This is a genomic window from Streptomyces sp. NPDC044063 (assembly GCF_056434285.1).
The window spans coordinates 700,974-727,829 of record NZ_JBWKFM010000001.1 but is presented as its reverse complement, the minus strand read 5'-3'; the positions used below and the strand labels follow the sequence as shown (position 1 = coordinate 727,829).

At 67.4% G+C, this 26,856-nt stretch carries 21 protein-coding genes and 2 pseudogenes; 16 read left to right on the top strand and 7 right to left on the bottom strand.

Going from position 1 to position 26,856, the window contains the following annotated elements; all coding sequences use genetic code 11:
• Positions 1–1,552: 1,552 nt before the first annotated feature.
• The 3 genes from AC07BS_RS03360 to AC07BS_RS03350 all read left to right on the top strand — a co-directional run bounded on the left by AC07BS_RS03360 (position 1,553) and on the right by AC07BS_RS03350 (position 4,144).
• Positions 1,553–2,551: an NUDIX domain-containing protein gene (locus AC07BS_RS03360; protein WP_478929834.1), complete on the top strand. Its 999-nt coding sequence runs from the start codon at positions 1,553–1,555 to the stop codon at positions 2,549–2,551.
• Positions 2,503–3,183 (top strand): DUF6907 domain-containing protein, encoded by a 681-nt coding sequence (locus AC07BS_RS03355; RefSeq protein WP_478929832.1) that lies wholly within the window; start codon positions 2,503–2,505, stop codon positions 3,181–3,183. The genes AC07BS_RS03360 and AC07BS_RS03355 overlap by 49 nt, the downstream gene beginning before the upstream one ends.
• A gap of 214 nt (positions 3,184–3,397) precedes the next feature.
• Positions 3,398–4,144: an aminoglycoside phosphotransferase gene (locus AC07BS_RS03350; RefSeq protein WP_478929830.1), complete on the top strand. Its 747-nt coding sequence runs from the start codon at positions 3,398–3,400 to the stop codon at positions 4,142–4,144.
• 3 nt (positions 4,145–4,147) lie between these two features.
• Here the strand turns inward: AC07BS_RS03350 and AC07BS_RS03345 are convergent, their stop codons facing one another.
• Complete coding sequence (locus AC07BS_RS03345) at positions 4,148–5,185, bottom strand: pentapeptide repeat-containing protein (RefSeq protein ID WP_478929828.1); 1,038 nt, start codon at positions 5,183–5,185, stop codon at positions 4,148–4,150.
• A 320-nt stretch (positions 5,186–5,505) separates the two neighbouring features.
• On the opposite strand from AC07BS_RS03345, the gene AC07BS_RS03340 reads away from it, so the two are divergent.
• From AC07BS_RS03340 to AC07BS_RS03330, 3 genes and pseudogenes are all read left to right on the top strand, one after another.
• Positions 5,506–5,904: a lamin tail domain-containing protein gene (locus AC07BS_RS03340; protein ID WP_478929826.1), complete on the top strand. Its 399-nt coding sequence runs from the start codon at positions 5,506–5,508 to the stop codon at positions 5,902–5,904.
• A gap of 555 nt (positions 5,905–6,459) precedes the next feature.
• A pseudogene (locus AC07BS_RS03335) lies at positions 6,460–6,648 on the top strand (IS630 family transposase); the annotation flags it as partial.
• Positions 6,649–6,788: 140 nt separating this feature from the next.
• Positions 6,789–7,268, top strand: coding sequence for a hypothetical protein (locus AC07BS_RS03330; protein WP_478929825.1), 480 nt, complete (start codon positions 6,789–6,791; stop codon positions 7,266–7,268).
• 13 nt (positions 7,269–7,281) lie between these two features.
• On the opposite strand, the gene AC07BS_RS03325 is transcribed toward AC07BS_RS03330, so the two are convergent.
• The 3 genes from AC07BS_RS03325 to AC07BS_RS03315 form a co-directional block, all read right to left on the bottom strand.
• Positions 7,282–7,983 (bottom strand): hypothetical protein, encoded by a 702-nt coding sequence (locus AC07BS_RS03325; RefSeq protein WP_478929823.1) that lies wholly within the window; start codon positions 7,981–7,983, stop codon positions 7,282–7,284.
• Positions 7,980–8,255, bottom strand: a complete 276-nt coding sequence (locus AC07BS_RS03320; protein WP_478929821.1) for a hypothetical protein — start codon at positions 8,253–8,255, stop codon at positions 7,980–7,982. The genes AC07BS_RS03325 and AC07BS_RS03320 overlap by 4 nt, the downstream gene beginning before the upstream one ends.
• 951 nt (positions 8,256–9,206) lie before the next feature.
• On the bottom strand, positions 9,207–10,688 hold the full coding sequence (locus AC07BS_RS03315; RefSeq protein WP_478929819.1) for a UDP-glucose dehydrogenase family protein: 1,482 nt from the start codon (positions 10,686–10,688) through the stop codon (positions 9,207–9,209).
• Between AC07BS_RS03315 and AC07BS_RS03310 the strand changes: the two genes are divergently transcribed.
• Positions 10,671–11,927, top strand: a complete 1,257-nt coding sequence (locus tag AC07BS_RS03310) for a UDP-glucose dehydrogenase family protein (RefSeq protein ID WP_478929817.1) — start codon at positions 10,671–10,673, stop codon at positions 11,925–11,927. The genes AC07BS_RS03315 and AC07BS_RS03310 overlap by 18 nt on opposite strands.
• A gap of 46 nt (positions 11,928–11,973) precedes the next feature.
• Here AC07BS_RS03310 and AC07BS_RS03305 read toward each other — a convergent pair whose 3' ends face one another.
• On the bottom strand, positions 11,974–12,804 hold the full coding sequence (locus AC07BS_RS03305) for a class I SAM-dependent methyltransferase (RefSeq protein ID WP_478929815.1): 831 nt from the start codon (positions 12,802–12,804) through the stop codon (positions 11,974–11,976).
• A gap of 79 nt (positions 12,805–12,883) precedes the next feature.
• Positions 12,884–13,084: a hypothetical protein gene (locus AC07BS_RS03300; protein ID WP_478929813.1), complete on the bottom strand. Its 201-nt coding sequence runs from the start codon at positions 13,082–13,084 to the stop codon at positions 12,884–12,886.
• A gap of 205 nt (positions 13,085–13,289) precedes the next feature.
• Between AC07BS_RS03300 and AC07BS_RS03295 the strand changes: the two genes are divergently transcribed.
• The 7 genes from AC07BS_RS03295 to cas3 all read left to right on the top strand — a co-directional run bounded on the left by AC07BS_RS03295 (position 13,290) and on the right by cas3 (position 22,826).
• Positions 13,290–14,012: a GntR family transcriptional regulator gene (locus AC07BS_RS03295; protein ID WP_478930061.1), complete on the top strand. Its 723-nt coding sequence runs from the start codon at positions 13,290–13,292 to the stop codon at positions 14,010–14,012.
• A 976-nt stretch (positions 14,013–14,988) separates the two neighbouring features.
• Positions 14,989–16,746: a type I-E CRISPR-associated protein Cse1/CasA gene (gene casA / locus AC07BS_RS03290; RefSeq protein WP_478929811.1), complete on the top strand. Its 1,758-nt coding sequence runs from the start codon at positions 14,989–14,991 to the stop codon at positions 16,744–16,746.
• Entirely contained in the window at positions 16,743–17,366 is a 624-nt protein-coding gene (locus tag AC07BS_RS03285) for a type I-E CRISPR-associated protein Cse2/CasB (protein ID WP_478929810.1), read from the top strand. Before casA ends, AC07BS_RS03285 begins: the two co-directional genes overlap by 4 nt.
• On the top strand, positions 17,363–18,616 hold the full coding sequence (gene cas7e, locus AC07BS_RS03280; RefSeq protein ID WP_478929808.1) for a type I-E CRISPR-associated protein Cas7/Cse4/CasC: 1,254 nt from the start codon (positions 17,363–17,365) through the stop codon (positions 18,614–18,616). Before AC07BS_RS03285 ends, cas7e begins: the two co-directional genes overlap by 4 nt.
• Positions 18,613–19,353, top strand: coding sequence for a type I-E CRISPR-associated protein Cas5/CasD (gene cas5e / locus AC07BS_RS03275; RefSeq protein ID WP_478929806.1), 741 nt, complete (start codon positions 18,613–18,615; stop codon positions 19,351–19,353). The genes cas7e and cas5e overlap by 4 nt, the downstream gene beginning before the upstream one ends.
• Entirely contained in the window at positions 19,350–20,012 is a 663-nt protein-coding gene (gene cas6e / locus AC07BS_RS03270; RefSeq protein WP_478929804.1) for a type I-E CRISPR-associated protein Cas6/Cse3/CasE, read from the top strand. Before cas5e ends, cas6e begins: the two co-directional genes overlap by 4 nt.
• A gap of 69 nt (positions 20,013–20,081) precedes the next feature.
• Positions 20,082–22,826, top strand: coding sequence for a CRISPR-associated helicase Cas3' (cas3, locus tag AC07BS_RS03265; protein ID WP_478929802.1), 2,745 nt, complete (start codon positions 20,082–20,084; stop codon positions 22,824–22,826).
• Between the two features lie 322 nt (positions 22,827–23,148).
• On the opposite strand, the pseudogene AC07BS_RS03260 reads toward cas3, so the two are convergent.
• Positions 23,149–23,301: pseudogene (locus AC07BS_RS03260) on the bottom strand (IS701 family transposase); the annotation flags it as partial.
• 1,100 nt (positions 23,302–24,401) lie between these two features.
• Between AC07BS_RS03260 and AC07BS_RS03255 the strand changes: the two are divergent.
• Together AC07BS_RS03255 and AC07BS_RS03250 are read left to right on the top strand one after the other, a co-directional pair.
• Positions 24,402–24,809, top strand: coding sequence for a hypothetical protein (locus AC07BS_RS03255; RefSeq protein ID WP_478929800.1), 408 nt, complete (start codon positions 24,402–24,404; stop codon positions 24,807–24,809).
• A 248-nt stretch (positions 24,810–25,057) separates the two neighbouring features.
• On the top strand, positions 25,058–26,856 hold a 1,799-nt coding region (locus AC07BS_RS03250; RefSeq protein WP_478929799.1), incomplete at its 3' end, for a tetratricopeptide repeat protein.

Below are 26,856 nucleotides of genomic sequence, written 5' to 3'. Positions count from 1 at the left end.
CTCTCACCAGCGGTGATTGCAGAGCGATGCTCCATGGATACGATGCGCTACCTAACGGGCATATACACCAACTCGCATGGAACTAGACAGACTTGGCGCGAAACGCTCGTACTCATATCCAGACGGGAAGTAGTGCCACAATCCGGTGGGGTAGCGCGAAGCTGCCTTCCGGACAGCATCAAGATCAACTGATGGACCGGGGGTCAATAGTCACCCGTCGCCAGCGGGTCGCGTTTCAGGCGTCGCCGACAGAGGAGGTCATCGAAGCAGCCGACTGGCAGGGCTACGCCAGCATGACGCCTGTAGGAGTAGTCGGGCTGTCGGGCTGCATCCCGCTCTTCCGCTGATCACGTATGACCTCGCCAGGGCTGAAAGCGCTGCGCCGAGGCTTCATCCATATTGTGCGGCTACTCGTCTCGGGCAATCGGCATGTGAAAAGAGCTGTTACGGAGCGCGCGTAGGACAGTCCGCTGGCGCCGTCGGATGGATGTCGCTCCCCAGGAGGGCCCGAGTGAACCCGGCGTCCGGGTCGTCCTCATCCCTCAAGCAGTGCAAGGCTGCTCGTGCCACAGCGAAGGGGAGGTAGTCCGCAACGCTGCCGAGCCCCGGAAAGCTCCGAAGCGGGAGGCCGAACAGGCGTTCCAGGGCCAGCGGTGAGCTCCGCGCGAGCGGAGGTGAACCGGAGCAGGCCGACCACGGGGTGACCCAACGATCACGGGTGTCAAGGTGAAGATGCGGGGTTATCCCAGCGGGGGGCAGGCGTGGGCGCTCCGCTTCCCCATGAGCCTGGCGGGACCATCTCCGCCTGCGCGAAGCGGACGTCGACGAAAACCAGGCGGCCTGACCTGCCCACCCGGCCAGGTCAAGAAACAACCCTCGCAAGCGAGACGAGGTTGGCAACAGCTCACCTTCGCCTGCGCAGAGCGGACAGGCAGCGTGCATGGACACTCAGTCCAACTGACTCACCCCATAACCACTGGTCAACGGACTCCGAGCCCATCGGACCTCCAGTTGCAGACCGCAGCGCCACAACAACAGCCAAGGTGTACCACCCGCCACTGACAACCAGCCCACCAACAATCACTGCAGATGTCACTCGGGAGCATTCGGAGGAAGCGAGGATCGTGTTCAATGGGTGCCGTGACGGCCATCCCTTCACATCAAGAAAATGCAAAGCCACCGCAACGCCGCAGGTCGCGAAGGGGTGAGCTCCACGCAAGCGGAGGTGAGCCGCCGGGCTGTCCGGGGCGGAGCCAGACGCCTCGGTGAGCTCCGCGCAAGCGGAGGTGAGCCGGTGTTCGTGCCCCGGACACGGTGGACCGGGCCTGAGCTCCGCGCGAGCGGAGGTGAGCCGATCCACGAGGTCGGGCCGACCCTGGTGGGCGTGGGGTTCGTGCTACCGGAGGTGAGCCAGCAACGGAAGACGCGATACCAGTCCCGCTACTGTGCGAGCTGGGACGACACGGTAGTCCGGTCCCGATGGGTACCGATGGGGTCCAGCCTATTCGCTGGATCGTCCGGGCTGGTGGCCGGCTCCCCTGCGCTGTGCCAGGTGACCGAGACCAAAACGCTGCCTTCGGGCATGGAGCTCTTTGACGTTCACTGCCTTCGTCTGATTGAAAGTGAAGCTCCCGTGCTGTCCGCGGAGCTTGCAGCGGCGCAGGATCTGGTGTGGGAGAAGGCAGTTGCGGCCAATCCGGCGTTGTTCGATGGGCCGGTGGTGGGGTGTACGGAGCCCCGGTGGAAGGAGCCGGACACGCCGTTCCTGCGCTGGACTGCGGTGACGTACCGCCACTATGCCCTGCGCCGCGTTCCCGGCGGTCAGGCGTTGCTGTCGTTGTTCGTGAACGTGGTCCAGCCGACAGATGACGGCAGGGTCGTCGTGGCGAGGTTGTCGCCTGCGACGGCTGCGCCTGGCCGGTGGCAGCTGCCTGGCGGCTCGGTGGAGCCGCCCCGGGACGGCGAAGTGCTGGATGAGGAAGCGCTGAGTGGGCAGGCGGCGCGGGAGCTGGCCGAGGAAGCCCGGGTGGAGGTCAAGCCGGACGAGCTGCGGCTATGGGCGGCCACCCGCAGCGAGAATTTCAGCGTCGGTCTGACCTATCTTGCTCCGGCCCTGCCGGAGGCCGAGCTGAGGAACAGGTTCGCCGCGATGGCGGCGACGGAGCGCACGGCGGGACGTGAACCGAAGCTCGCTGAGATCGCGTTCGTACGTTCCCCGCATGAGCTGGACAGTCTGACAGGGCCGCATGCGGACTACCTGGAGCCACTCGTCTGCCGATACGCCGAGGCCCGCTGCGGCACGGGGTCTGACTCAGGTACTGGTGAGGACGTCGCGGCCGCGTTGGTCGAGCTCGGTTGCGCAGCGCAGGCCGCGGGCCCGGAAGCGGGCGAGGTCGCTGCGCATGCGGGAGACTGCCTTGCGGGTACGGACGGAGGGGACGCTTCCATGTGGTCGATCGCCTGGTGCCAGGTGGCGCGTGCCTGCTCGATGCTGCGCTTGAGATGCATCTCGGCACCGGCGACCAGGTCCAGGGCCACGATCCGCGCGTAGGTATCGGCCGGGCGGGTGATGGCGGCCAGCGCGGGGCGCTCGGGGACCTGACGCACACGTCGTCCGAGGTGGCCACGTACCTGCTGGTGTTCGACGCGACGGAGGGCACGCTGGTGATGCCCGTGTTGTCGGCGCGGATCAACGCGGACCCGTACAGCGAGGTGCCGGAGCGCAGGGTGCCGCATGTGGTGGTGGAGCCGCAGCAGGACGAGGTGATGGAGCGCCTGTCGCCGGAGGAGCTGGCGGCTCTGATCGCGCAGGTGCGCTCATTGCGACCGGCTGGATGGGGTGCTGGCGCGGCTGGTGGCAGCGCGAGCGGAGTTCGGCTCGGGGCTGATGCCGCCTGGCCGGGCGGCTGGGTACCGTCCGGCCAGCTTGGGCTAGTTGAGGATCCAGGTTATGGACGCGATGGCCAGGATGCCGAGAAGCCAGAAGGAACAGCCCTGCTTGGGGTTGCTGCCGCAGACCCAGCCGCCTCGGCGTCTCACGCCGGTCTTCGTCACGGTGCCCTTTCGCCAGTGCTTGGCCATCCCGCCCCCTGTCGAGTCGGTTGCTTCCGGCTTGGTGGAGCTTGCCTGTTCGCGGGTGTCGTTGGTCAGGGGTTCGTTGGCCGTTTGTGCTGGTGGCCGTAGGCGTGGATGGGCTGCTTGTCGGCCCGCGGGGGCCACTGAGCCCGGCTGTGTGCACGACGACTGGCTGGTGGCGTGGTCTTGTCAAAGGTTCCCGGTTCGTGGGGGCCCGGACGGTTCCAAGACGTGGGAGGAGGTGGGTTGCGATGGCGGAGTGCGACCACGACTGGACGCAGTGGAGTGGTAAGACGCGTTGCCGGCGGAGGTGCGGGCGGCGGTGCTGGAGCGGACGGGCCCGGTGTCGGCGGTGGACGATGTGCCGCACGGAATCACCTGCCGGTTTGCGGCGGTGTTGTCGTTGGCGTCCGAGCGGGTGTTCGTGAAGGGGGTGCCGGTGGGCGACGAGCGGGGGCGGGCTGCGCAGGCGTGGGAGGTCGCGGTGAACCCGCTGGTGACCGAAGCGAGTCCGCGGCTGCTGTGGCAGCTTGAGGCCGAGGGCTGGGATTTGCTGGCCTTTGAGTGGGTGGATGGCCGGCACGCGGACTTGTCGCCGGGGTCGCTGGACGTGCCGCTGGTGGCTGTGGCCCTGGGTGCCGCTCAGGGTTTGGTGGCGCCGGCTGGCGTGCCGCAGCTGGTGGACCGTGACTTGGCCGACTTCGTCTCGGCGGAGGAGCTGGAGCTGCTCCTGGGGGATGCCCTGCTACATACGGACACGAACCCGCACAACCTCATCGTCGGGGATGAGGTTGCGTGGCTGGTGGATTGGGCGATGCCGGCCCGGGGGCCTGCATGGGTGGATGTGGCGCAGACGGCGGTGCGGCTGATGGAAGAGGACGGCCATGCCGGCGAGGCGCTCGGGTGGGCGGCCCGGTTCGAGTCGTGGCGGTCGGCGGACCGGGACGCGGTGGAGGCGTTCGTGGGGGCGACGTGCCGGGCGTGGGAGGCACGGGTGGGGGTGCGGGGGGCCCGGGCATCGAATACGCGGTTCGGGGCGTTGCTGAGGACGTGGTCGGTGTCGACGTGACGGTCAGTCCCTGGTTTCGTGCGATGTCTCGCTGTCCTCTTCCTGAGGCAGGAGATGCTGTAGACGTGGTGGAAGCAGCGTTGTCGGCCCGATTTGGGCTGCTTGCAGCTGCTCTTCTGTGAGGTCCCATGCGCCTGAGAGGTTTGCGGCGAACAGGCAGGTGCCATCGAGGGTGGCGCGGGTTAGGAAGGTTCCGGTCAGGTCAGCGCCAGCAAGGTTGGCGTCTGTGAGGTTGGTATCGACCAGTACGGCGTCCCTGAGAATGGCTCTGGGTAGGTACGCGTTGGTGAGGGTGGTGCCGCGCAAGGAGGCGCCTGCGAGGTCGGCCTTCCGCAGATTGCTCCCGGTCAAGTTCGCGTGGTCCAGGCAGGCGCGCCTGAGATCAGCGTTCGATAGTTCCACTCGCGGAAGGTTGAGCCGGGCGAGATGGGCTCGAAGACGTGTTTTGTGACTGGCCAGGATTTCCAGCGCCGCCTGCACGTCATCGTCTACCGGTCGGGGCAATGTGTAGCTTTGGATTCCTCGGTCCGTGGCGAACGGGAGCGTTTCGGTTGAAGCGGCCTCTGAGGCGCACGGAGCGCGGTGCCGGATGAATTGGTTGAGGATTATGGCTGCGTCGTATGCAAGTTCTGGCGCGTCCCGTGTAATTCGTTTGAGCGCCAGGATTCCGCCGATCCGGACGTAGTCATTTTGAGAGTCGAGGCGCTCGAGCGCTTTGGTGAAGCGGTCGGTGGCCTGGCCTCGCTGGGCAAGTCGGTAGGTCCGGGCGGTGTAGAGCAAGGCGATTGCTGCGCCGAGTGCAGCCATGTAAGCGACGATCGCGGTTCGTAGTCCGGTGACGAGCGCGGCCGATCCAGTGCCCTCACCAATCGTGCTGGTGTCGATGTACTTGTCGTCCAACAGGTATGGCCCTTTCCATACCAGCAACGGCAGGACGAGAAAGACGACAAAACCAGCCCCTGCTATCAGGGTGTGATTGGCGTAGCGCCGAAGGCGCTGGATGCGGTGTGTGGTCCGGCGACTCCCCATGACAAGGTACATAGCCTTCCGCCGCACTGTGGTTGCGTTTGCCTGGCGTCTCACCCCTGATCGCCGTTGCGAGGTGCTCCTGAATGTGCCCCGTAGTGCGCGCCGTCGGTACTCAGGTCGCGTGGTCGTCAGGGGTGAGTAGCACGAAGCATGATCGTTCCGTGGGACTGAGCAGTGCCCGGGAGATTGATCACCTCGGTGATCTCCGGGGGTTTCCTTGAGGAGAGGTGCATGATGCGCTTCGCTTTCCGTTTCACCGCCGCGGCTGTCACTGGCCTGTTCCTGGCCGGCCCTACCGCACTGCCGGTATCTGCTGCGTCGCCCGCGGCAGCTTGGGTACGATCCAGTACGACAGTCCGGGCAAGGACACGCGGTCCAACAGCAGCCTGAACGCGGAGTGGGTGACGGTCGTCAACAAGTCCGGCCGGCCGCTGGACCTGAACGGCTGGACGTTCGCCGACGCGGACCGGCACACGTACCGGTTCCACTTGAAGCGGGGCGCCGGCAAGTCGATGCGGGTCCACACAGGCTCGCGCCGGGACTCGACCAGCGACATGTACTGGGGCTCGCCGGCCTATGTGTGGAACAACGACCGGACACGGCGACGCTGCGGGGCGTGCGGGGCCGCGTGGTGGCGTCGAAGTCCTGGCGCTGAGACGCCCAGCAAGTCAACCGGCCGGCTGATCACTGCTGCTGCTTGCTGCGCCGCGTGGGGTGCCAGTGTTCAGTGATCCAATTGCAGCTGGTAGTCGATTTTCCGGGGTGGGTTCACCTCTAGCGGCCACTCGTTTGGCGGTGCCATCGTAGGGTTTGGGCGTCGTTGTCAGTGCGGCCTGCTTGACTGTCCGCGCGACCGATTGGGGAGTCCGCCATGTCAACCATGATTCGCACGACGCGCGAAGAGCGGGAAGCGCAGCGCCGGCGCCTGCTGAGGTCCGGATGGACTACGAGCAGCTGAGTGAGCAGGCTGCCACGTACAGTCTCAGCTCCGACGACCTGGATATTTGGCACACAATCAGGGGAATCGGCTACCTTCTCGAGGGTGACAGCTGACGAGGGCACCCTCGATGACAAGGCGACGCGGTTCGCTGACAAGCTCACAGCTCTAACTCGGGGAATCCTCGGTGAGGACTCCCCGTCGTTTTCAGCGCACAACATGGGGCAACGTATCCGTGTTGGGCCGCTAGCGGAGGGTTTACTTATTCGACGTATCCCGGTGCGGATCAATGGTGAGACGTGCATGAATTTACTTGTTGAGCACTTCTGTTGCTGGGACGGCGATGGTAGCACCCGACCTCAACCCGGTCGAGGGCATCTGGTCACTCCTGAGGCGCGGAACACTGGCGAACACCGCCTTCACCATCCCTGACCACCTCACCCGGACCCTCGGCACCGGATTACGCGCGGTCCAGTACCGCAGCCACCTCATCGACGGATGCCTCACCGAAACCGGACTCACTCGAACCAGCTCATAACCACAACGACACTGGCCTTTAAAGTTCAGTAGCTGAGGTATTGGATAACGACACGTGAGGTGAGGATGACGCGGTGCCGGATGACGGTGGTGCCAGCCATGGAGTGAGCCCCGGGTCGGCTTTCCGTGGGAGGGGACGCATTGAGTACAGCACTGCTGGCTGCGATAGCCGGTCTTATCGGCATCGCTTTGGGGAGGCTTTGGGACGTCCGGTCCGAGAGTTCGCGCTGGCGGCGGGACCAGAAAACGGCTAGTTACCAGCGTCTCGCCGAAGCGTTCATCTTGCTCTACGAGGACATACGTTCCATCGCCTTGGCAGAGTCAGGAACAGAGATATTCCTGGACGCGGTACAGCGGGGTCGATGCGACAAGACCTGGGATAACGCGCTCGTCGCGGTGTGGATTCATGGATCGGCGCCCGTTGTCTCTGCTGCATCCTCGATAGATCGGGCGGTAACTGAGCTCTTCTACGAGGCACAAGAACGCCTGTACTCCGTCGAAGACTGGAACCGGGCAAGGTTGTCATCGGCCGACGCCTTCGAGAGTTTCATCGCCGCCGCTCGCAAGGAGCTCGACCTCCCTCCTGTTCTGATCCGGATCTTTCCACATACGCCGAGTTGAGGGGTGGAACGTTCTAGGCGGTGTTCTCGGCGGCTCGGCAGTCCAGGGTGTCGGCTTCCCTGTCGAGGATCTTGGCATCTATCTCCGGTGACTGGTCGCCGTCATAGTCGCGGACGAGCGCGGCTATCACTCGAAACAGCCTGACCACTTGGTCGAGGGCTACGCAGGGCCAGGGCTTCGACGAAGTCGCCTGACGCCCGTTTCGTGACCATGTGAGTCCGAGGAGGGTGAATGGTCGACTGGCGTCGCGGGCTTTGCGCCGGAGGCCGGTGGCGATGCAGCTCTTCCCGGTGAGACGAAGGGCGCCGATGGCGAGGTCGCACCAGGTCGCCATAGCGTGGGGTGCGGAGCCGATTCGCAGCCGGGAGGCGTCCTCGGCGAACATCACGTCCCGGACGTGCAGGGCTTTGATCTTCCAGTGCCGGCGGACCAGCCGGGCGGGCTCGGCGGGTGTGGTCTGTTCCGCGGCGAGGCTGGTGATCGCGCGGGCGGTCTTGATGCTGACCTTGCCGGTCTTGCGGTCCACTCGGTGGCGCTTGAACTGGATAGCCTGGCGGGGGCCGAGGAAGTGCAGGTCGTTCACCGTGCATACCTTGATGTGGCGGATCTCGCCGCGGCCATGGCCGGTGTCGCAGGTGCGGCCCTGAAGGGATCTGCTTTCAAGGAAGGGATTCGAGCTGCTTGTGGAGCTTCTTCTGGTTACCTTCACGATCACGATGTAGTACGCGCCTCGGACGAGCAGGTAGCTGGCGCGCTCGCGCTGGGTGTGGTGTCACTGATCACGACCACGCTCGCCAGGCCGGAGAGATGGTCGCGGGCGACGAGCGGATGAAGCTTGCGGCCCTTGATCCTTGCTGCTGCGCGCAGGGTCTTGCCGCCGACCGCCACTGCAGGCAGGCGACGGTCGGCCCCAGCGCGCCAGCTGGCCAGCCAGGGCCCCGTCGCCCGGTCCAACGCGTCGTCGATGCGGCCAGGCAGGCGCGGCACCGTCGCCTCCGTCGGCAAGCACCGCATCGGGGGCAGCGGATCGTGCTGTATGCCAAGGCGCTCCAGGACGGACAGCGGGTGCGGACCCACACGGAGACACCGCCCCACGCCTGCGCTTTCACCTGCCACGTATGAAGGGGCTCCGCCTCCACCCCAACGTCCGGCTATCGCACCAGCATCCAGAAGGTGGCAGACCAGCGGATAGCGCGCATGAGCACCCAGCTCATCCGACTTACCCCATAACCACTGGTTAACGGACTCCGGGCACACCGGACCTCCAGGTGCAGACTGCAGCGCCACAACGACAGCCAAGATGTACCACCCGCCGCTGACACGCAGCCCACCCGTGATCACTGCAGATGTCACTCGGGAGCACTCAGGGGAAGCAACGATCGTGTTCAATGGGTGCTGTGACACCGTCCCTTCACGTCAAGGAAATGCAAAGCCACCGCAACACCGCAGGTCGCGAGTGGTGAGCTCCGCGCGAGCGGAGGTGAGCCGGCCGCATCGCCGGTCAATGCATAGGGGATAGCGTGCGCTCCAGGCGAGCGGAGGTGAACCGCTGTACCAGACCGTCCGCGCGATGCAGGAGGAGTGAGCTCCGTGCGAACGGAGGTGAGCCGCAGTCCGGGATCCGGCAGTGCTGCTCGATCCAGTGAGCTTCGCGCGAGCGGAGGTGAGCCACTGGGCGAGAGAGACGATGCTGGGTCGATGGGGTGGGCTCCCGCGAGCGGAGGTCAGCCGAGCAGGCCGATCACGAGGTGACCTGACGATCATGCGTGTCAGGGTGAAGATGCGAGGCTATCCCCGCGGGGAGGGGCAGGCGTGGGCGTTTCGCTTCTCTATGAGCCATGCGGGGGCCATCCCTGCTTGCGCGGAGCGGACATCGACTCTCATCGCAAGGGAAATTGACCGGCTGAGATGACGGCGGCCGCCTCAGCCGGTTGCCCTTCAGCTCGTGAGGGCGTACCCGAGCCCCTGGCAGGCCCATCCAGCGTTGGTCCAGCGGCGAGCGTCAAGGGTTCCGCGTGCGTCCACCAGGCAGTACTGGGCGGGCTTGGCGATGAGGCGTTCAGGGTCGGTGTCGGCGTACTGCGGCCAGTGGGTCAGGTGGAGCAGGACGTCAGCGCCGTAGAGGACCTGTTCGATGTCGTCGACGCATTCCAGCTCAGGGGCCTGGAGACGGACCCTGGGCAGGGCCTTGGGATCGTGGACCGCAACGGAGGCTCCGGCGGCGTGGAGGTCGGCGGCGACGGCGAGGGCGGGCGAGTCCCGTATGTCGTCGGTTTGGGGCTTGAAGGCGGCGCCCCACAGGGCGATCCGGCGTCCGGTGAGGTTGCCGTCGCATGCCTGGCGGGCCAAGGCGATGACGCGGCGCCGGCGCCGGATGTTGATGGCGTCGATGTGGTGCAGGAAGCCGATTTCGGGTACTCCGAGTTCCTTGCCCCGTGCGATGAGAGCGCGGATGTCCTTGGGGATGCAGGAGCCGCCGAACCCGAGGCCAGAGTCGAGCATCGCGCGGCCGATGCGGGGGTCGTGGGAGAGGGAGTCCGCGAGGGTGCGGATGTCGGCGCCGGATGCCTCGCACAGGGCCGCCATCGCGTTGATGAAGGAAACCTTCGTGGCGAGAAAGGCGTTGGCGGCCGACTTGGCCAGTTCCGCGGTTGCCAGGTCCGCGACGACCAGGGGCACTCCGGCCTCGGTCCACGGTGCCCAGATCTTCCGAAGGGTCTCCTCCGCCTGCCTCGCGTGCTTGGGGAGGCCAACGATGATCCGGGTGGGGCGGGCGGCATCTTCGAGTGAGGTGGATTCGCGCAGGAAGTCCGGTGACCACGCCACTGTCACGTGGGCGCCGTCGGGGGCGTGCTCGGCGGCGAGCCGGCCCATGCGTGCGGCGGTACCGACGGGGACGGAGGACTTGCCGACGATCAGGCAGCGTCCTGAGGCTTGGGAGGCGAGCGAGGTGACGGCGGACTCGATTGCTGAGAGGTCCGCGCCGAGTCCGCCGTCCTGTTGCGGGGTGGGCACGCACACGAAATGCACGTCCGCGAACGCGGCGGCCTCCTCGTAGGAACCGGAGAACTTCAGCCGACCCGCAGCGTAGTACTCGGCGATCGCTTCTTCGAGTCCTCGTTCGTCGAACGGGGCGAGGCCCTGGCTCAGACGTCCGAGAGCGGCGGGCGAGACCTCTACGCCGAGCACGTCGTGCCCGATCGCCGCGAGTGAGCAAGCGTAGGGGGCGCCGAGGCGCCCACAGCCGATCACGGTGACTTTCACGGGCTTGACCTCCGTCTTTGTGTGACTGTGCTGAATGGTGGTTGTGTGGCGGGCCACGACATCGCCGAGAGAAAGGCGCTTGCAGTGCGGATGACCGTCATTGGGTGCGGGCACCTGGGAGCTACCCACGCCGCCGCCATGGCCGAGATCGGACACGACGTCATCGGAGTCGATATCGACCCGGACAAGATCGACACACTCAACTCGGGCCGGGCCTGGTTCCGTGAGCCCGAACTCGATGACCTGCTTGCCCGGCACGTCGGCGGCCGGCTGCGGTTCACCACCGACATCCGGGCCGCCGCCGAGCACGGCGAGGTGCACTTCATCGGTGTGGGGACGCCGGACCTCCCCGACGGCAGGGGTTACGACCTCTCGCAGGTCTTCACCGCCGTCGAGGCGCTCGCCCCGCACCTGAGCGACCGATGCCTGATCGTCGGCAAGTCCACGGTGTCCGTCGGCACCACGGCGGCCGTCCGCGAGCTGGTGCACCGCCTGGCTCCGGCCGGTGAGGCCGTCGAGGTCGCCTGGTCGCCGGAGTTCCTGCGGGAGAGCCACGCAGTCGCCGACACCCTCCGGCCGGACCGGATCGTGGCCGGCGTCTCCTCCTCATGGGCGGAGAAGACCATCCGGGAAGCGTTCGCCCCGATCGTGGACAGCGGTTCTCCCCTGATCGTCACGGACCCGGAGACGTGCGAGCTCGTCAAGGGAGCCGCCAACGCCTACCTCGCCACTCGCATCTCGTTCATCAACGCTATGGCGAACCTGTGTGAGATCACCGGGGCGGACGCGGCCGTGGTCGCCCAGGCCATCGGCTACGACACCCGCATCGGGCACCGGGCCATGAGCCCCGGTCTCGGTTACGGCGGCGGCTGCCTGCCCAAGGACGTTCGGGCCTTCACCGCCCGTGCCGAAGAACTCGGCGTCGGTGACTCGTTCGTGTTCCTGAAGGGCGTAGACGCCATCAACCGTGACCGCAGGTCGCGTACAGTCGAGCGGGTCCGTGCGGTGGTCGGCGGAGACCTGGCGGGGAAGAAGGTCACTGTGTGGGGCGCGGCGTTCAAGCCGGGAACCGACGATGTCCGCGACTCCCCCGCCCTCGACGTCGCCGGCCGCCTGCACGAGGCCGGGGCCCTGGTGACGGTCTTCGACCCGATGGCGAACGCCAACGCCCGTGCCAGGTACCCAGAGCTGTCCTATGCGGGAAGCGCCATCGAGGCCGCCCGGGATGCGGCCGTGGTGCTGCTGGCCACCGAGTGGCCGCAGTTCGCCGACGCCGACCCCGAAGCCATCGGTCAGGCCGTGGCCAGCCGCATCCTGATCGACGCCCGTAGCAGCATCGACCGCGACCGGTGGGCGATGGCCGGATGGACCGTTCACCGCCTTGGTAAGGGCTGACCGGTGCCACATGTCCCGCGTCTGGCGGGCGCGGGACACCCCTGCTTCAGCCACGGCGGCCGGTGGTCAGTGCGGCCGTCGCCGTGTGCTCGAACCTGCCCGACGGCTCGGCCACGAGGAGCACTTCGCGTAACGCGTCCTCGAAGGCCCGCCGCTTGTCGCCGAGCACCACCGGTGAGGAGTACGCATAGGTCAGCTGGGCACCGATCAGTTCCTCCGTGCTGTACGACACCACGTGCTCGGCCCGCGTGACAGTGATCTGGCTGAAGGCCGAGCGCCGCAGCACGCTCTCGTGGTCACCCTCGGGCACCCGGTAGGCCTCCCGCGGGCCAGCGGCCGGATCGGCGCCGACGAAGCGGGCCCGCACCTGGCCGATGACCGTGTGCCACCACGGGCGCGGTGCGCCGGCGGCCTGGGAGCACAGCACGGCGGCGAAGCCTCCCGGCGCTGTCACTGCATCGAGCTGCCGCAGGACCAGCTCCCGGTCCATCCAGTGGAAGGCGTCGGCGGCCACCGCCCCGGAGATCCCACGTACTCCGGGAAGGGAGGCCACGTTCTCCGCAGTGGCCTGGCGCCAGTCGGTGCCGGACAGCCCGCGGTCCTTCTCTTCCGCACGGGCGGCGTCGAGCATCTCCGGGCTCGGGTCCACGGCGACGACGTCGATACCGCGCACGGCAAGGTCAAGGGAGACCAGGCCGGGGCCGCACCCAAGGTCGAGCACCCGGGGGGCCGCCGTGTGTTCGTGGGCCATGGACGCGATCAGGTCGAGCAGGACCGGCGAGTGCGGGCGTCGGTAGCGGGCGTACCAGGACGCCGTAGTGGAGAAGATCTCCGAGGGCCTTTGGTACGGGGTGGGGTGGGCGGTGGTTTCGGTCATGGGAAGTGCACCTCCGATGGTCGGTGGTGTGCTGTGCGACATGGGCATCGGCGAGTTGGCCGTCGCCTGGCCGGGGTGGTTACTCCTGCGTGAGGTCCGGAAGCGAGCTCCCGGATTGCAGGCGCAGAGCCTTGCCCGCGTGCTCCTGGCAGGCCGTCAGGCCCAGGCACGCGACGGTGGCGGCGATACCGAGGCCGTAGACCCAGGCCGCGACGGTTCCGACGAGATCGACGGGCTTGCGGAGCCGTCGACGAGGGCGGTGCTGTGCGTGGTGGCTCACAGGTGCGAGTCCTTCCAGGCATGCGTGATCGGCCCAACACAGAACGTGTGGCCTAGGCCGTAAGGATGCTCGACCTAGGCCACTCAATGCAAGACCAAGGAGTGACCTAGTACACTCAACTGACCTAGGCCACACCACACTTGGGAGCCGCGCCGTGAACAACGTTCCGGAATCCGCAGACCTGACCGAGGCCCAGCACCCCTACATGCGCCTCGCTGCCGAGTTCCGCCGCCGCATCCTCGACGGCGACCTCCCCGAAGGCACCAAGCTCCCCAACCACCGCACCCTCGCCACCGAACACGGCGTCGCCGTCGCCACCTTGCAAAAGGCGCTTGGACAGCTCCAGGTCGAGGGCTACATCCGCACCAGCCAGCGCGGCACCTACGTCGCCAACGCGCCCAAGGCCGGGGCCTCCGGTTACGACCGCATCACTCGCGTCCTGCGGACCGGCAGCGTCCTGGGCGACGGCGAGAGCGTCATCGTCACCGAAGCTTCCCTCGTCGTCCCGCCGCTGTACGTCGCCGACATATTCGACCTTGACGAAGGTGACCAGGTCGTACGCCGCCAGTGGCACACCGGCCGGGGCCAGCAGAGGCTGATGCTCGCGGTGACCTGGTACCCGGCCGAGTTCGCCGTCCTGGTACCCGAATTGCTCTCCACCGCAGCGGGCAAGGCCCCCGGCCTGCTGCCCCGCATCATCGAAGCCACCGGCCGGCGTCCCGCCGAAGGCCGCGACGACATGCACGCCCGGGATGCCGATGCCCGAGAAGCCGACTTCCTCAGCCTGAAGACCGGCACCCCGATACTTGCCGGAGCCCACCGCCTGTGGGACGACCAGGGAATCATCGAATACGGCGAATGGTGCCTGCCGTACCGCCACGTCATCGGCTACGAGTACCAGTTCGACGCCGCCCCCGATCAAAGGTGAGCGACCTCACGAGCACAGTGATGCACTGAAACCGGCACCAAGCCGGCCATGGACACGAGCCTCAAACGGACAGATAAGGAAACGGGTACACCGAGTGAAACTGGTGGACCGCCTGCGAATGGGCACCCCACGCGTCAACGCGGTCTGCCACGACCATCAGGATTCCGACAGCTTGATCAGGTACTCAAGCTCGTCCAGGCTCGCGACACCTACCTGAATCGGAGAGCCGCCCGGGCGGGACAACTCCGCACGGACGGGCCAGCCAGTCCAGGCCGAGAAGGTGGCATTCGCACTCGATGATGCGCACTGCCCGGTCCGTAGCCTGGTCTCCCCATGTCCCGAACGCTAACCCGAACATGAGCACGAGCAGGCGCTCCATCATCAACCGCCGCAGCTCGTCGTGCTCCGGTCGAGAGCGGCAACGCGTTCGGCGAGATCTTTGGACACGTCCTTGCAGGCGGCTCGCCTCCGCCTGCGCGAAATGGACTGAAGGCCGAGGCTGTAAAGCTCCATTCGCTCCGGATCATCTCCGCCTGCGCGGAGCGGACCCCGCCTCGGTCGCTCGTCACGTGCTCTGGCACGGCTCACCTCCGCCTGCGCGGAGCGGACATCAGCAGGATTCCACGCTCAAGCCCTGGAGTCTTCGGACCTTCAGAAGTGCGCGACCCCCGCTCGCCTTGCTAACTCAGCAAACGCCTGCGTCCTAAGCTTGGCCCAATTCTCCACGGCTGTCTCAGATGCCTGGTGAGTGTTGTCAGATGGTATCCCCGCGCGGGGCTCCTGTGCACCACGTGGTGCAGAGCTGCTGGGGCTGGCCATGCGCTGATGCCTCAAGGGCTTCTCAGCGCAGTCATGCGAAGCGCACGGCACTCGAGCGTCAGCAGGAGCGCGCCCGCGGCTGCCGACTGGGTGACGCAGCCGGCAAAACGCTACGACCTACCTCCGCCACTGCAGAGCGAGGTACTTTTGACGCCTTTTGTCTGATACGCACGAGAGGGACCTTCGCACGGGCGGAGCAGGCTCGGTCCGACTGTACCGGGCGCCACTGACAATTCATTCGAGTCCATGGGATCTGGTTGCGCGCTCTCGGATAGACACGCTTAGCTCGCCTCCTCGGACACATCGGCGTCCTACAACTTCCAAGCGTCAGCTACTTGTTGGCGTTAGCCATGGTGAGGGAGGGGGCACTTTGCCTGTATGGAATGCGGCCGACCAGCCGTGCCTCACGCTGGTCGTCCGCGAGGACGCGGACCCCGGGCAGCTGGGGGCGCTCCTACCGGGTGCCGCACCCGGCTCTCACCACGAGACCGGTCTGCGAGGCGCGCTCTTGGGCGCCCACCTGGCCTCTGACCTCGAGGTGCCGAATCCGGCCGTGGAGTCGATGCTCCGCCGGCTGCTGACAGCGCTCGCCATCCGGGTCGGCAGCCTCGATGTAGCGGAACAGCCTGCGTGGGAAGACCAGTTCGATGCTCTGCTTGCCGTCGGGCGGTTCGAGGCCGAGGCAGTCAACGCGTACTTCGACCGCTGGCTGCACCGATTCGACCTCTACGACGGTCGGCGTCCGTTCCTCCAGGATCCTCGGCTGGCCGAGGAGTGTTCCCGGCGGGCGGCGCCAGGGAAGCTGGTGATGCCCCGTCCGTCGGGTGCGAACCAGCCGTGGCTGGATCACACGCCGCAGGACGAGCCGGTTCCCTCGGCGGAGGCTCTCGGCTGGGTGCTGGCTTGGCGTGGGTATGGCCCGTCGGGCACGGGTGCGCAGCGGCAGCACGGTGGTGTGAACTCCAAGAACATGAAGGCCGCCCCGTTGCGGTCGCTGGTGTCTTTCCACCCGCTCGGGTCGAGTCTGTTCACGTCTCTGGTGCTGTCCTGCCCGCCTCCGACGGGGGCCGAGGACGTGGGTGGGGATCTAGCGCCTTGGGAGCGGGACGAGCTGGAGGATCCGCTGTTGCCTGCCCCGGTGAGGGGGCCTGTGTCGCTGCTGACCGGCAGGACGGCGCATCACGTACTGCTGGCGCCGGACGGCAATGGTGCGCAGGTGGTGGGCTGTTGGGTGGCGTGGGGCGGCCGTGCGGACCTGCCTGCGGCCCGGGATCCGTTTGTCATCGATCGTGTGAAGTCCGGCCCGGTGCGTGCGAGCTGGCGTCGTTCGCTGCTGCGGGATTTCGATGCGTTCATCCATGCCAAGGACCCTGCGGCAGCTGGCATCAAGGGCGTGATCCTTCCTGGCTGGCTGTCGGTGTACGCGGATCTGCCGCAGGAGGCTCTCGAGGCATTGTCGGGTGTGCGGGTCAGGGCACTGGGCTGTCACCAGGAGAAGCAGGACCGTAACGAGCACTGGTATGCCGCGACCACCCCTGCGAGCATTGCGCCCTATCTGCCGTCGGCGCATCCTCAGCGAGCGGCCCGCGTCGCGCAGATCCGGCTTGCCGCGGAGATGACGGCTGCGGACATGGCCCGGTCCCTGCGGGCGGCGTGGAAGGCGCTGTCTCCGGGCGAGAAGACCTGTCCGTGGGCAGACGAGGGCACTGCGCAGTTCTGGGATCGAGCGGAGTCCCTTTTCTGGGTGGCGATTGCCGACGACGACGCCCCTGCGCCGCGCTTCAAGGCGCTGGCGCTGGAGATCTACGACGTCGTCACCCGTCCGGCTGCGACCACTCCCGAGGGTCTGCTCCCGATCGCGCAGTTCCGCTCGGCGCTCGCTTACCCCCGTACCGGAAAGAAGAAGGCCGCATGACTGCCGAACCCCTGCCGGCAACGCCGGCCCCGGCCCCTGGGGCAGCGTCACCGGGCCCGCTGGAGCGTTACGAGAGGTTTCTGCGCATCGTCCGCAAGGCGTGTTCCGACCCGGGAGGCAGGGCCGCGCTGCGTCAGGGCCTGGCCGACGAACTGGCCTCGCCGTGGCAGCTCTACATGCATCTCCTGCCCGCAGGCGGGATCCCGGCCTACGCGGCGACCCGCGAGGCGGAGCGGCCCTACCTGCTCGTCGCGTGTCTGTACGCGGTCCGTGACGCCCCCAACCCGCGTACTGCCAAGACCAATCCGTCTCCCGCGCCGAAGCCGGCAGACGCCCGCAAAAATCTTGGCTGGTCCTACGCACGTGCCGCGGCCACCGGTGCCATGCGGCAGCAGAACGCCGCCGACGCCCTCTCCTACCTGGCGCAGCTCGATACCGAAGGGCTCTACCGCGATCTGCCCGGCGCGATTTCGCTACTGCGATCCCACTGCATTCCGGTGCAGTGGCCGGTGCTGCTGCGCGATCTGACCCGCTGGCCCATGTGGGCAGAGGACGTGCGCATCGAATGGGCCCGCGCTTTCCATACCCCCGCTCGTTCCAATGAGGAGAACACGAAGTGAGCAGCCCCATGTCCGGCAGCCTCTACGTCGACGTCCATCTGATCCAGTCCTACCCGTACTCGAATTTGAACCGCGACCGGCAGGGGGCCCCGAAGACCGCGAAGTACGGCGGCGTGATGCGTGCCCGGCAGTCCTCGCAGAACGGCAAGCGGCATACACGTCGCGCTGTGGAGAGGGCCACTGGCATCCGTGCGCTGCGCACCCGAGGTGTTCCCAAGGCTGTTGCCGAGCGCCTGGGCGATCGGGGGTGGGACAAGGAGGTCGCGCTGGCCGCCGGGCAGATGCTCATCCTGGCCGCGGGCGTCAAGGGGCTGGGGATTGCCGACAGCCAGGGCACCAATGCCCTGCTGTTTTTGCCTGAGAGCGCTCTGGACTCACTGGCGGAGCTGGCCGATGCCCATCGTGGTGAGATCACGCAGGCTGTGTACGACATCGAGGCGGAGGCGGCGAAGGCCGCGAAGAAGACCACGCGCAAGACTGCCGCCGCACAGGAGGAGCTGGGGGACGACGAGGAGGAACCAGCCCTCGGTGAGAACAGCCTGCTGGCCAAGTACGCCGCGAAGGTACTGCCCAAGGCCGCAGTCCTGGCTATCTTGCAGAGCAGGAACGCCTCCGTCGCCGCATTCGGCCGCATGCTTGCGAATGAGGCCGGCTCGACCGTCGACGGCGCCGTGCAGATGGCACATGGGCTCAGCACCCACGCTGCGACCACCCAGCTCGACTATTTCACCGCTGTCGATGACATCCTCGAGGACAAGGGGACGGAGACCGGCGCCGGGCACATGGGCGACAACCGCTACACCTCCGCCACCTTCTACCGCTACGCCTGCCTGAACGTCAACGAACTCATCGGCAACCTCGATGGTGACACCGACACGGCGCAGACAGTGACCGCTGAGTTCGTTCGGGCCTTCGTCAGCACGGTGCTGCCCGCGAAGTCCTCAGGAACCGCACCGTTCACGGTCCCTCACCTCGTCTATGTGGCCGTGCGGTCCGACCGTCCGGTCAGTCTGGTCGGCGCGTACGAGACGCCCGTTCCCGACAGCCCGGACGGCTATGTCCCGGCCTCGCTGACCAAGCTGGCCGAGCATGCTGCCGCTCACCACCGCTTCCTGGGCACCGATGGCCTGATCACCCATGCCCACAGTGGCCTCACCGACCAGGCCTTCGACGCGCTGGGCGACCGGCTCGAGGGCCTTGACGCCCTCATCGCGCGAGTGGTCAGCACGGTGGCCAAGGAGAACGTGTGAACGGGCTGCTCCTGCATCTCTCCGGCCCGCTGCAGTCCTGGGGCAGCGACGCCGACTTCGAAGTCCGCACCACGCACCGCTGGCCTACCCGCTCCGGCCTGACCGGCCTGCTCGCCTGCGCCCTGGGCCGCCCACGCGGCAGCGAGAACAGCGACCTGGCCGAACTGCGCTACACCATCCGCGTCGACCGGCCCGGTCAGCGCGAGATGGACTTCCACACCATCGGCGGCGGTTACCCCCGGCATCTCACCCCACCCACGGCAGAGGGAAAGTTCAAGAAGCTCGGTGAAGGCGCCATGCTCACCGAACGCTGGTACCTCACCGACGCCGCCTTCACCGTTGCTGTCACCGGTCACCCGGGCACCATCCACGTCGTCGGCACAGCCCTGCAGCGCCCAAAGTTCGGGCTCAGCCTGGGACGCCGCTCCTGCACCCCGGACACCCCCGTCCTGCTGCGCGCCGCCATTCCCGACGCGGTGGCAGAGCTCGACCGCCTGCCGCTGCATCGGATGCCCCGCCGCGGCACTCCGGAGCAGGTCACCTTCATTTACGACTCGGCGCCCGAGCCGGCAGCGCAGCCGGACACCGAAGTACGTGACCAGCCCGGTCCCCGTCGCACATCTACCCGCAGGCCCGTATGGCAACGGCAGCGCCTGCTGCCGTACGCGCTGGAAGCCGGCCGCGGCACTCAGTGGATCGACGCACTCACCGCATACCGAGAGGCATCAGCAGCGTGACCACCATCCCCGCCACCGGCACCCACAGCCTGCACCTTGCCCAGCTGCACCTGGAAGCCCGCAGCCACGCCGTCCACCAGGATTTGAAGGACGCCACCCGCCTGCACAACACCGTCCAGGCGCTCTTCCCCGACGCCCTCGGCGCCACCCCGCGCGCCGCCACGCACACGCTCTACCGGCTCGAGCGCGAGCAGGCCGGTGCCACCCTGCTCATCCAGTCCACGCTGCCCATCAACCGCAATGCCCTCCCTCATGGCTACGCCCGCCAGGTCGGCTACAGGGATCTCGGCCCTCTCCTGGGCTGGGTCAGGGCAGGCCAGCTCGTACGCTACCGCATCGACGCGAACCCACTCAAAAGCGTCTTCGTTCCGGGAAAACGCGGCAAACGCACTCCGGTATCCGGGGACGAAGCCATCGCGTGGTGGGAACGCCAGGCTGCCAAGGCCGGCCTGGCCAACCAGCTCGTCCTGGATCTGCCCCAGCCTCCCGTACGAGCCACCCGCGGTGACGCCAAGCCGATCCTGCTGCGGGCCATCCGCTTCGAGGGCGTCGCCACCATCACCGACGCCAACGCCCTGCACACCGCCATCACCGCAGGCATCGGCCAAGGACGCGCCTACGGCCTGGGCCTGCTGTCCATCGCCCCCTACCGCCCCTGACCGCACCACCATGCACCAACCGGGGCCCGAGTCATCACGCCTCGGGCCCTCCTCAGGTAAGGACCGCGAATGCTGCCACCTCCGCTCGACACCCGTCTATGGGGCAAGGAACGCGGCCTCGACTGTCCCTATCCGCTGGGCTGTCACGCCATCGACACAGCAATCATGGCCGCCGCCTTATGGGACCGCTACCTCACGCCCCGCCAACGCCACGTCATTGCCACGGGCTGGGGCATGAGCGAGACCGACGCCCGCCAGTTCCTCATCTGTCTCGCCGCCCTCCACGACCTGGGCAAAGTCACCCCCGGCTTCCAGGCTTGTGCTCCTGCGGCCGACCAGGTCACCGGACTCCCCGGATACGACCCCCCGCCCTCAACCGCCCGCTCCCCCAGCCACCAGCACGCCGCACACCTCACCCTGCCCGAACTCCTCAACCGCGTAGCGGGACTTCCCCTGACCGGCCGCCCCCTGTCCATGGCTGCCCACCAGATCGCACAGATCACCGGCGGACACCACGGCACCTACCCCCAGGCCCTCTCCCACCAGGGCAATGCGATCTCCTGCCCCCTGTCCGCAGCACCCGCTCTGGGGGACAAAGAGTGGGACACCCAACGTGAAAACCTCATCCACCTGATCCACCATCTCTTCGGCACCCCCCGCTATCCCACCCGACCAGCCACCGGGCCGGCCGCCGCCGTGACCACAGGCCTGATCGTCCTCGCAGACTGGCTCGCCTCCCAGCTTCCCTGGATCCGCGACCGCCAACGACGCTGGAACAAGGACCACACCGCAAGCTGGGAAGCCCACGTCCGCCGCGCCCGCCGCGCCGCACCCAAAACACTACGCGAAGCCCAACTCACCCCACCCGTCTGGCGCCGCCGCAAAAGCTTCCCCACCCTCTTCCCGCACTTGCGTGGCCACAAGCTCCACCCCGTCCAAGAAAGCCTCGCCACACGACTGCCCACGCTCGCCAGCGACGGCCCCGGGCTGCTGCTCATCACCGCACCACCCGGCGAAGGCAAGACCGAAGCCGCGCTCTACGGCGAACGCATCATGGGACCCGCCGCCGGCACAAAAGGCCTGGCATTCCTCCTACCGACCATGGCCACCACCGACGCCATGTGGACCCGCGTACGCGACCACACCCGCGCCAACTGCCACACCCCACCACCCGTCGCCCTGCTCCACGCCATGGCATGGCTCGACGCCACCTACACCCCCGACGACCTACACAGCGCCACCTGCGAGGCCGACACCGTCGCCGAATGGCTACGCGGACGCCACCGCGGCCTCCTCACCGGCATCGCCGTGGGCACCTGGGACCAAGCCGCCCTCGCCGTCCTCCCCCACCGCCACATCGCCATGCGCTGGCTCGGCCTTTCCGGCAAGACCGTCATCATCGACGAAGCCCACGCCTACGACGCCCACGGCCACGCCCTCACCCTGCGCCTCCTGCAATGGCTCGGTGCCCTCGGCGTCCCCGTCATCCTGCTCTCCGCCACCGTCACCGGCAACACCGCAGCAACCCTCGTCGACGCCTACCGACATGGCGCTGGCCACACCGACACCCCACCCATCACCCTCAGCTACCCCGGCTGGACCTACACCGACCACACCACCGGCACCATCACCACATCCGAGGCACTCGGCTCCCATCGGGCCCACACACTCACCGTCAACACCATCGACTGTGTCTCCACCCACAACCCCGCCAACCCCAAAGGCCGCGCCCGAGCACTCCTTGACCTCCTCGGCCCCCTCCAAGAGACATCCACTGGCAGCGCACTGATCGTCTGCAACACCGTCGCCGACGCCCAGGCCACCAAAGACCTCCTCACCGCCGCCTGGAGCACCATCGACCGACCACCACTGGTCCGGCTCCTGCACGCCCGCATGCCTGCCCGCCAACGAGCCGCCGTCGCCCGCCGCATCCAACGCTGGACCGACCGCGGCAGCAAACGGCCCGCCCGCCCATTCGTCCTGATCAGCACCCAGGTCGCCGAACAATCCCTCGACATCGACGTCGACCTCGTCATCAGCGACCTGGCCCCGCTCGCCCTCCTCCTCCAACGCGCCGGCCGAGGCCACCGACACCCTCGCACCGACCGCCCCGCCTGGGCACCCACGGGCAAACCGCGCCTCGCCGTCCTTGTCCCCACAGGCCAGCTCCCGCCCCGTCACTGGGGCGAGGTCTACCCAGCCTCGATCCTGCGCCGTACCCGAGACCTCCTGAGCACTCTGAACAGCGAAGACGTCGATAAGAAGATTAAGATCCCCGACGACATCCAGGAACTCGTCGACCAGGTCTACGGCCCGGAATTCGCCGGAGACGACGACATCGGCCGCATTGCCGAGGACACGCAACGCGCAGCCACCGCCAACCTCTACGTGATCCCCCCGCCAGGCTCGGTCCGTGACCTCCACCCGCTGACCAACACCGACGAAAACCCCGAAAAGATCGCCACCCGACTGGGTGCCGACAGCATCCGCATCCTGCCCACCTACCTCACCCCCGACGGCCGGCAATGGCTGCACCCCACCCACCACACCGACCTCACAGCCGTGCCCCGGCAAGTCGACCCCGGAGACCGGCGGGTCATCAGAAGGTTGATGAACGCCACCATCCCCATCAACAGCGAGTGGCTCGCCAGCCGCAACCCCGCAACCGCCCCACCAGCCAAGTGGTCGGATGTTCCCGGCCTCCGCGACCTCGTACTCCTCCCTCACCCGGTCAACCGAACCACCATCAGCGCGTACCGACTGGGGAAGAGACGCCTCATCCTTGACCGGGAGAACGGTCTCGTGCGCTATTGACCCCTGATTTCGCTGAGGTGCCTGCCGATCAGGATGCCGCGCGCGTGCGGAGGTAAGTCGTCGTTCTGCTCGTCGGCCAGCTTGACAGCCGAGTGCACTCCGCGCGAGCGGAGGTTAGCTACCGACGATGGAGCCGTCGGGCATCAGGTCCAGGTGAGCGGTCAAGCCCCCTACCACGACAACGACACTTCGTGATGGCCCCGTCTCCGGTAGTGGCTGATGCAGGCTCTCGCGCTGCTTCTCCGCCAGCAGATCGACCACTTCTCCGCCTGTTGTGGGGATGACTTCGGTGTTTGCACGATGTGGTTCTTCCGGGCTTCGTTCACCGTGAAGGGAAGGAGACCTGGTCTCTCGTCGTGTGCGGATCCCCCTTTTTGGAAGCACGTCGGAGAACCACGAGGAAAGCAGCGGCGGTCATGGACAGGGTGATGTGCCGGGGCCATGCTTCGTAGCCGCGGACTTGGTAGTGGTCCAGCCGAGGAGCTGGCGGCTCTGATCGCACAGGTGCGCGCTCATTACGACCGGCTGGTGGCGGCGCGAGCGGAGTTCGGCTCGGGGCTGATGCCGCCTGGCCGGGCGGCTGGGTACCGTCCGGCCAGCTTGGGCTAGTTGAGGATCCAAGTTATGGACGCGATGGCCAGGATGCCGAGAAGCCAGAAGGAACAGCCCTGCTTAGGGTTGCTGCCGCGGACCCAGCCGCCTCGGCGTCTCACGCCGGTCTTCGTCACGGTGCCTTTTCGCCAGTGCTTGGCCATCCCGCCCCCTATTGAATCGGTTGCTTCCAGCTTGGTGAAGCTTGCCTGTTCGCGGGTGTCGTTGGTCAGGGGTTCGTTGGCCGTTTGTGCTGGTGGCCGTAGGTGCGGGTGGGCCGTCTATCAGCCCGCGGGGTGCCGCTGAGCCCGGCCGTGTACACGACGACTGGCTGGTGGCGTGGCCTTGTCAAAGGTTTCCCGGTCTCGTCCGGGTCCGGGATGGTTGCGACGCGTGGGAGGGTGGATCGCGATAGCTGAGTGTGACCACGGCTGGACGCAATGGAGTGGTAACAGGAGCTAACACAAATCCCGCCAGCTCCAGAGCCTTTGCTGTTCTGGTCGCATGCACGCCCGTTCGGTGAGGTAAACCCGGACAAACTCGCCGCGTTAACCATGCCAGGTCCCCGGGCACCGGCGGACACTGATGACCAGCAGCCGACCGAGGGTACGTGAGCTCGCATGGCGGAGCGGGACGTCCTGCACGAGGTACTGGCGCAGATCTCCCGGCTCCCAGCTCGGTGGTCAACTACTACGGGAAGACCTGCGCGGACTGCGAACGCGAACTCGCCCAGCGTGGCGAGATGGTCACTGAACGCTGCGGCGGCGCGTACCGGCAACCACGATGGTCGGCATCTGGCGGGCACGGCTGGCGACGAGGTGGACCGCGGTCATCATGGGCAGCTGGCTCGCTGGTCGCCTGGGTATGGCGTTACGGTTTAAGGAGAGTCTCCGATATCGGTTCAGGAGGCCGGGATGTTGGATAAGGCGCTGCTGGCGCTGGCTTCGGCTGGCGGCCAAGCGGTAGTAGCAGCTGCGGGCACAGATGCGTGGAACGGCTTCCGGCACGCGATCGCGCGCTGGTTTCGGGCGGGGCGATGCCCAGCGAGAGCAGGCGGAACTGGAGTGTCTGGACCGGACGGCCACCGCTCTCCAGGCCGCCGAACCGGATCAGAGGGAACAGACCCACATCCGCCAGGAGTCATCGTGGCAGACCCATATCCAGGGGATGCTGGAGAACCTGCACGAGGCGGAGCGGCAGCTGGCCGCCGATGAGCTACGGGCCCTGCTGACACCGTACATCCCGCAGGGCGGTGTGACGGCCGGGCCGCGCGGCGTCTCCATCGGCGGCAACATGAGTATCCGCGCCGGGCCCGACTCGTTCGCCGCCGGGGTTGTCCAAGGGGATGTGCATCTCGGCCCCCCTCCGGAGCCGGATCCGCCGCCGGGCTGAACGGACCGGCTACTACCAGCCCGTCCCCCGAATCAACACCCGGATTCACGGGCGTACCGGCCAGTATCAACGCCTACGCCGACGGGTCCGGCATCGCCTTCGGCGTCGTCGACAAAGTCGTCTTGCCGCCGCGCCCTGCGGTCAGGTGGCCGCATCAGGTCGGTGTGCTACCCCGGCCCTCTGACTGCTTCCAGGACCGGGGTACTATCCACCAGCTGGACCAGGCGATCGCTGAGGGCGGCAGCGTAGTGCTGGTTGGCATGGGCGGTGTCGGTAAAACTCAACTCGCCGCCTACCAAGCCCGCAGCCTGCTGCAAAGCGGGCAGCTCGACCTCCTCGTATGGATCACTGCCGCCACCCGGGCAGCCGTCATCTCCGGCTACGCCCAGGCCGCAGTCGAAGTACTCGGCGCCGACCCCACCGCCCCCGAGACCGATGCGCAAGCCTTCCTGGCCTGGCTGGAGCCCAAACCCTCCACCGACCAGCGCCGCTGGCTGGTCGTCCTCGACGACCTCAACGACCCCGCCGACCTGCGCGACCTGTGGCCCCCCACCAGCCCCCACGGCCATACCCTGGTCACCACCCGCCGTCGCGACGCCGCCCTCACCGGAGGCGGTCGCCGCCTGGTGACCGTCGGCCTGTTCACCGCCGACGAGGCTGTCACCTATCTGGCCACCGCCCTGGCCGCACATGGCCACCCCGAGCCCGCCGACCGGCTCGCCACCCTTGCCGACGACCTCGGGTACCTGCCCCTGGCACTGTCTGGGGCCGCCGCCTACCTCATCGACGCCGACCTTGACTGCGCCACCTACCGGAACCAGCTGGCCAACCGCGAGAGCACGCTCACTGCCGCGCTGCCCGAAGCCACTGGGCTCCCCGACGACCAGCCGACCACCCTCGCCGCCGCTTGGTCCCTGTCCCTGCAGCGTGCCGACCAGCTACGCCCGGCGGGACTGGCCCGGCCAATGCTTCAGCTTGCCGCCATGCTCGACCCCAACGGCATCCCCGCCCCGGTTTTGGAAAGCCCACCAGTCCTGGCCCATCTCGCCCAGTACCGCACCACTGCGGCATCGGGACAGGCACACGCCGGCCCTGTGGCGTCCGCAGATGCCAGAGGGGCGCTTCGGGCGCTGCATCGCCTGAGCTTGGTCGATCACACCCCCGATACCCCTCACGAGGCGGTACGCATTCACCAGGTCCTCCAACGTACCGTCCGCGACACCTCCGCCCCCCAGGAATACGCCCCGGCTGCCCGGGTCGCCGCCGACGCCCTTGTCGTCACCTGGCCCGATGTGGAGCGCGACACCGCCCTCGCCCAGGCCCTGCGCGCCAACGCCGACGCCCTCACCCACCACGCCGAAGACACCTTGTACCAGGCCGACGCCGCCCACCCGGTTCTCTTCCGCACTGGCACAAGCCTCGGCGAGGCCGGCCAGGTCAAAGCTGCCATCGCTCACTTCCGACATCTGGTCAGCGCTGCCCAGCACCATCTGGGGCCGGACCACCCCGACACTCTTGCCACCTGCGCTGGTCTCGCACGGTGGCGTGGGGAAGCGGGAGACGCAGCTGGCGCCGCGGCCGCCTACGAGCAGCTGCTGGCCGACCGGAAGCGGGTTTTGGGCGCTTTCCACCCCGATACCCTCACCACCCGCAACGACCTTGCTCACTGGCGAGGCACGGCCGGGGACGCGGCCGGTGCAGTCGCGGCCTACCAGTGGCTGCTTGCCGACCGGGAGCGGGTGCTGGGGCCGGATCATCCTGACACCCTCACCGCCAGAAGAAATCTCGCTCGCTGGCGTGGGGAGGCGGGGGATGCGAGCGGTGCTGCAGCCGCCTTCGAGCAACTCCTCACCGAGCACGAGCGTGTTTTGGGTGCCGATCATCCCGCCACACTCACCGCCCGGAACAACCTCGCTCACTGGCGTGGGGAGGCGGGGGATGCGAGCGGCGCCGCAGCCGCCTTCGAGCAACTCCTCACCGAGCACGAGCGTGTTTTGGGTGCCGATCATCCCGCCACACTCACCGCCCGGAACAACCTCGCTCACTG

What these genes read in the sequence shown, in the direction of transcription:
- AC07BS_RS03355 (WP_478929832.1), top strand. Translation starts at nt 2,503, where the DNA reads ATGCATCTCGGCACCGGCGACCAGGTCCAGGGCCACGATCCGCGCGTA.
- AC07BS_RS03345 (WP_478929828.1), bottom strand. Translation starts at nt 5,185, where the DNA reads ATGTACCTTGTCATGGGGAGTCGCCGGACCACACACCGCATCCAGCGC.
- AC07BS_RS03310 (WP_478929817.1), top strand. Translation starts at nt 10,671, where the DNA reads ATGGCCGAGATCGGACACGACGTCATCGGAGTCGATATCGACCCGGAC.
- AC07BS_RS03305 (WP_478929815.1), bottom strand. Translation starts at nt 12,804, where the DNA reads ATGACCGAAACCACCGCCCACCCCACCCCGTACCAAAGGCCCTCGGAG.
- AC07BS_RS03295 (WP_478930061.1), top strand. Translation starts at nt 13,290, where the DNA reads ATGCGCCTCGCTGCCGAGTTCCGCCGCCGCATCCTCGACGGCGACCTC.
- AC07BS_RS03285 (WP_478929810.1), top strand. Translation starts at nt 16,743, where the DNA reads ATGACTGCCGAACCCCTGCCGGCAACGCCGGCCCCGGCCCCTGGGGCA.
- cas3 (WP_478929802.1), top strand. Translation starts at nt 20,082, where the DNA reads ATGCTGCCACCTCCGCTCGACACCCGTCTATGGGGCAAGGAACGCGGC.
- AC07BS_RS03255 (WP_478929800.1), top strand. Translation starts at nt 24,402, where the DNA reads ATGCGTGGAACGGCTTCCGGCACGCGATCGCGCGCTGGTTTCGGGCGG.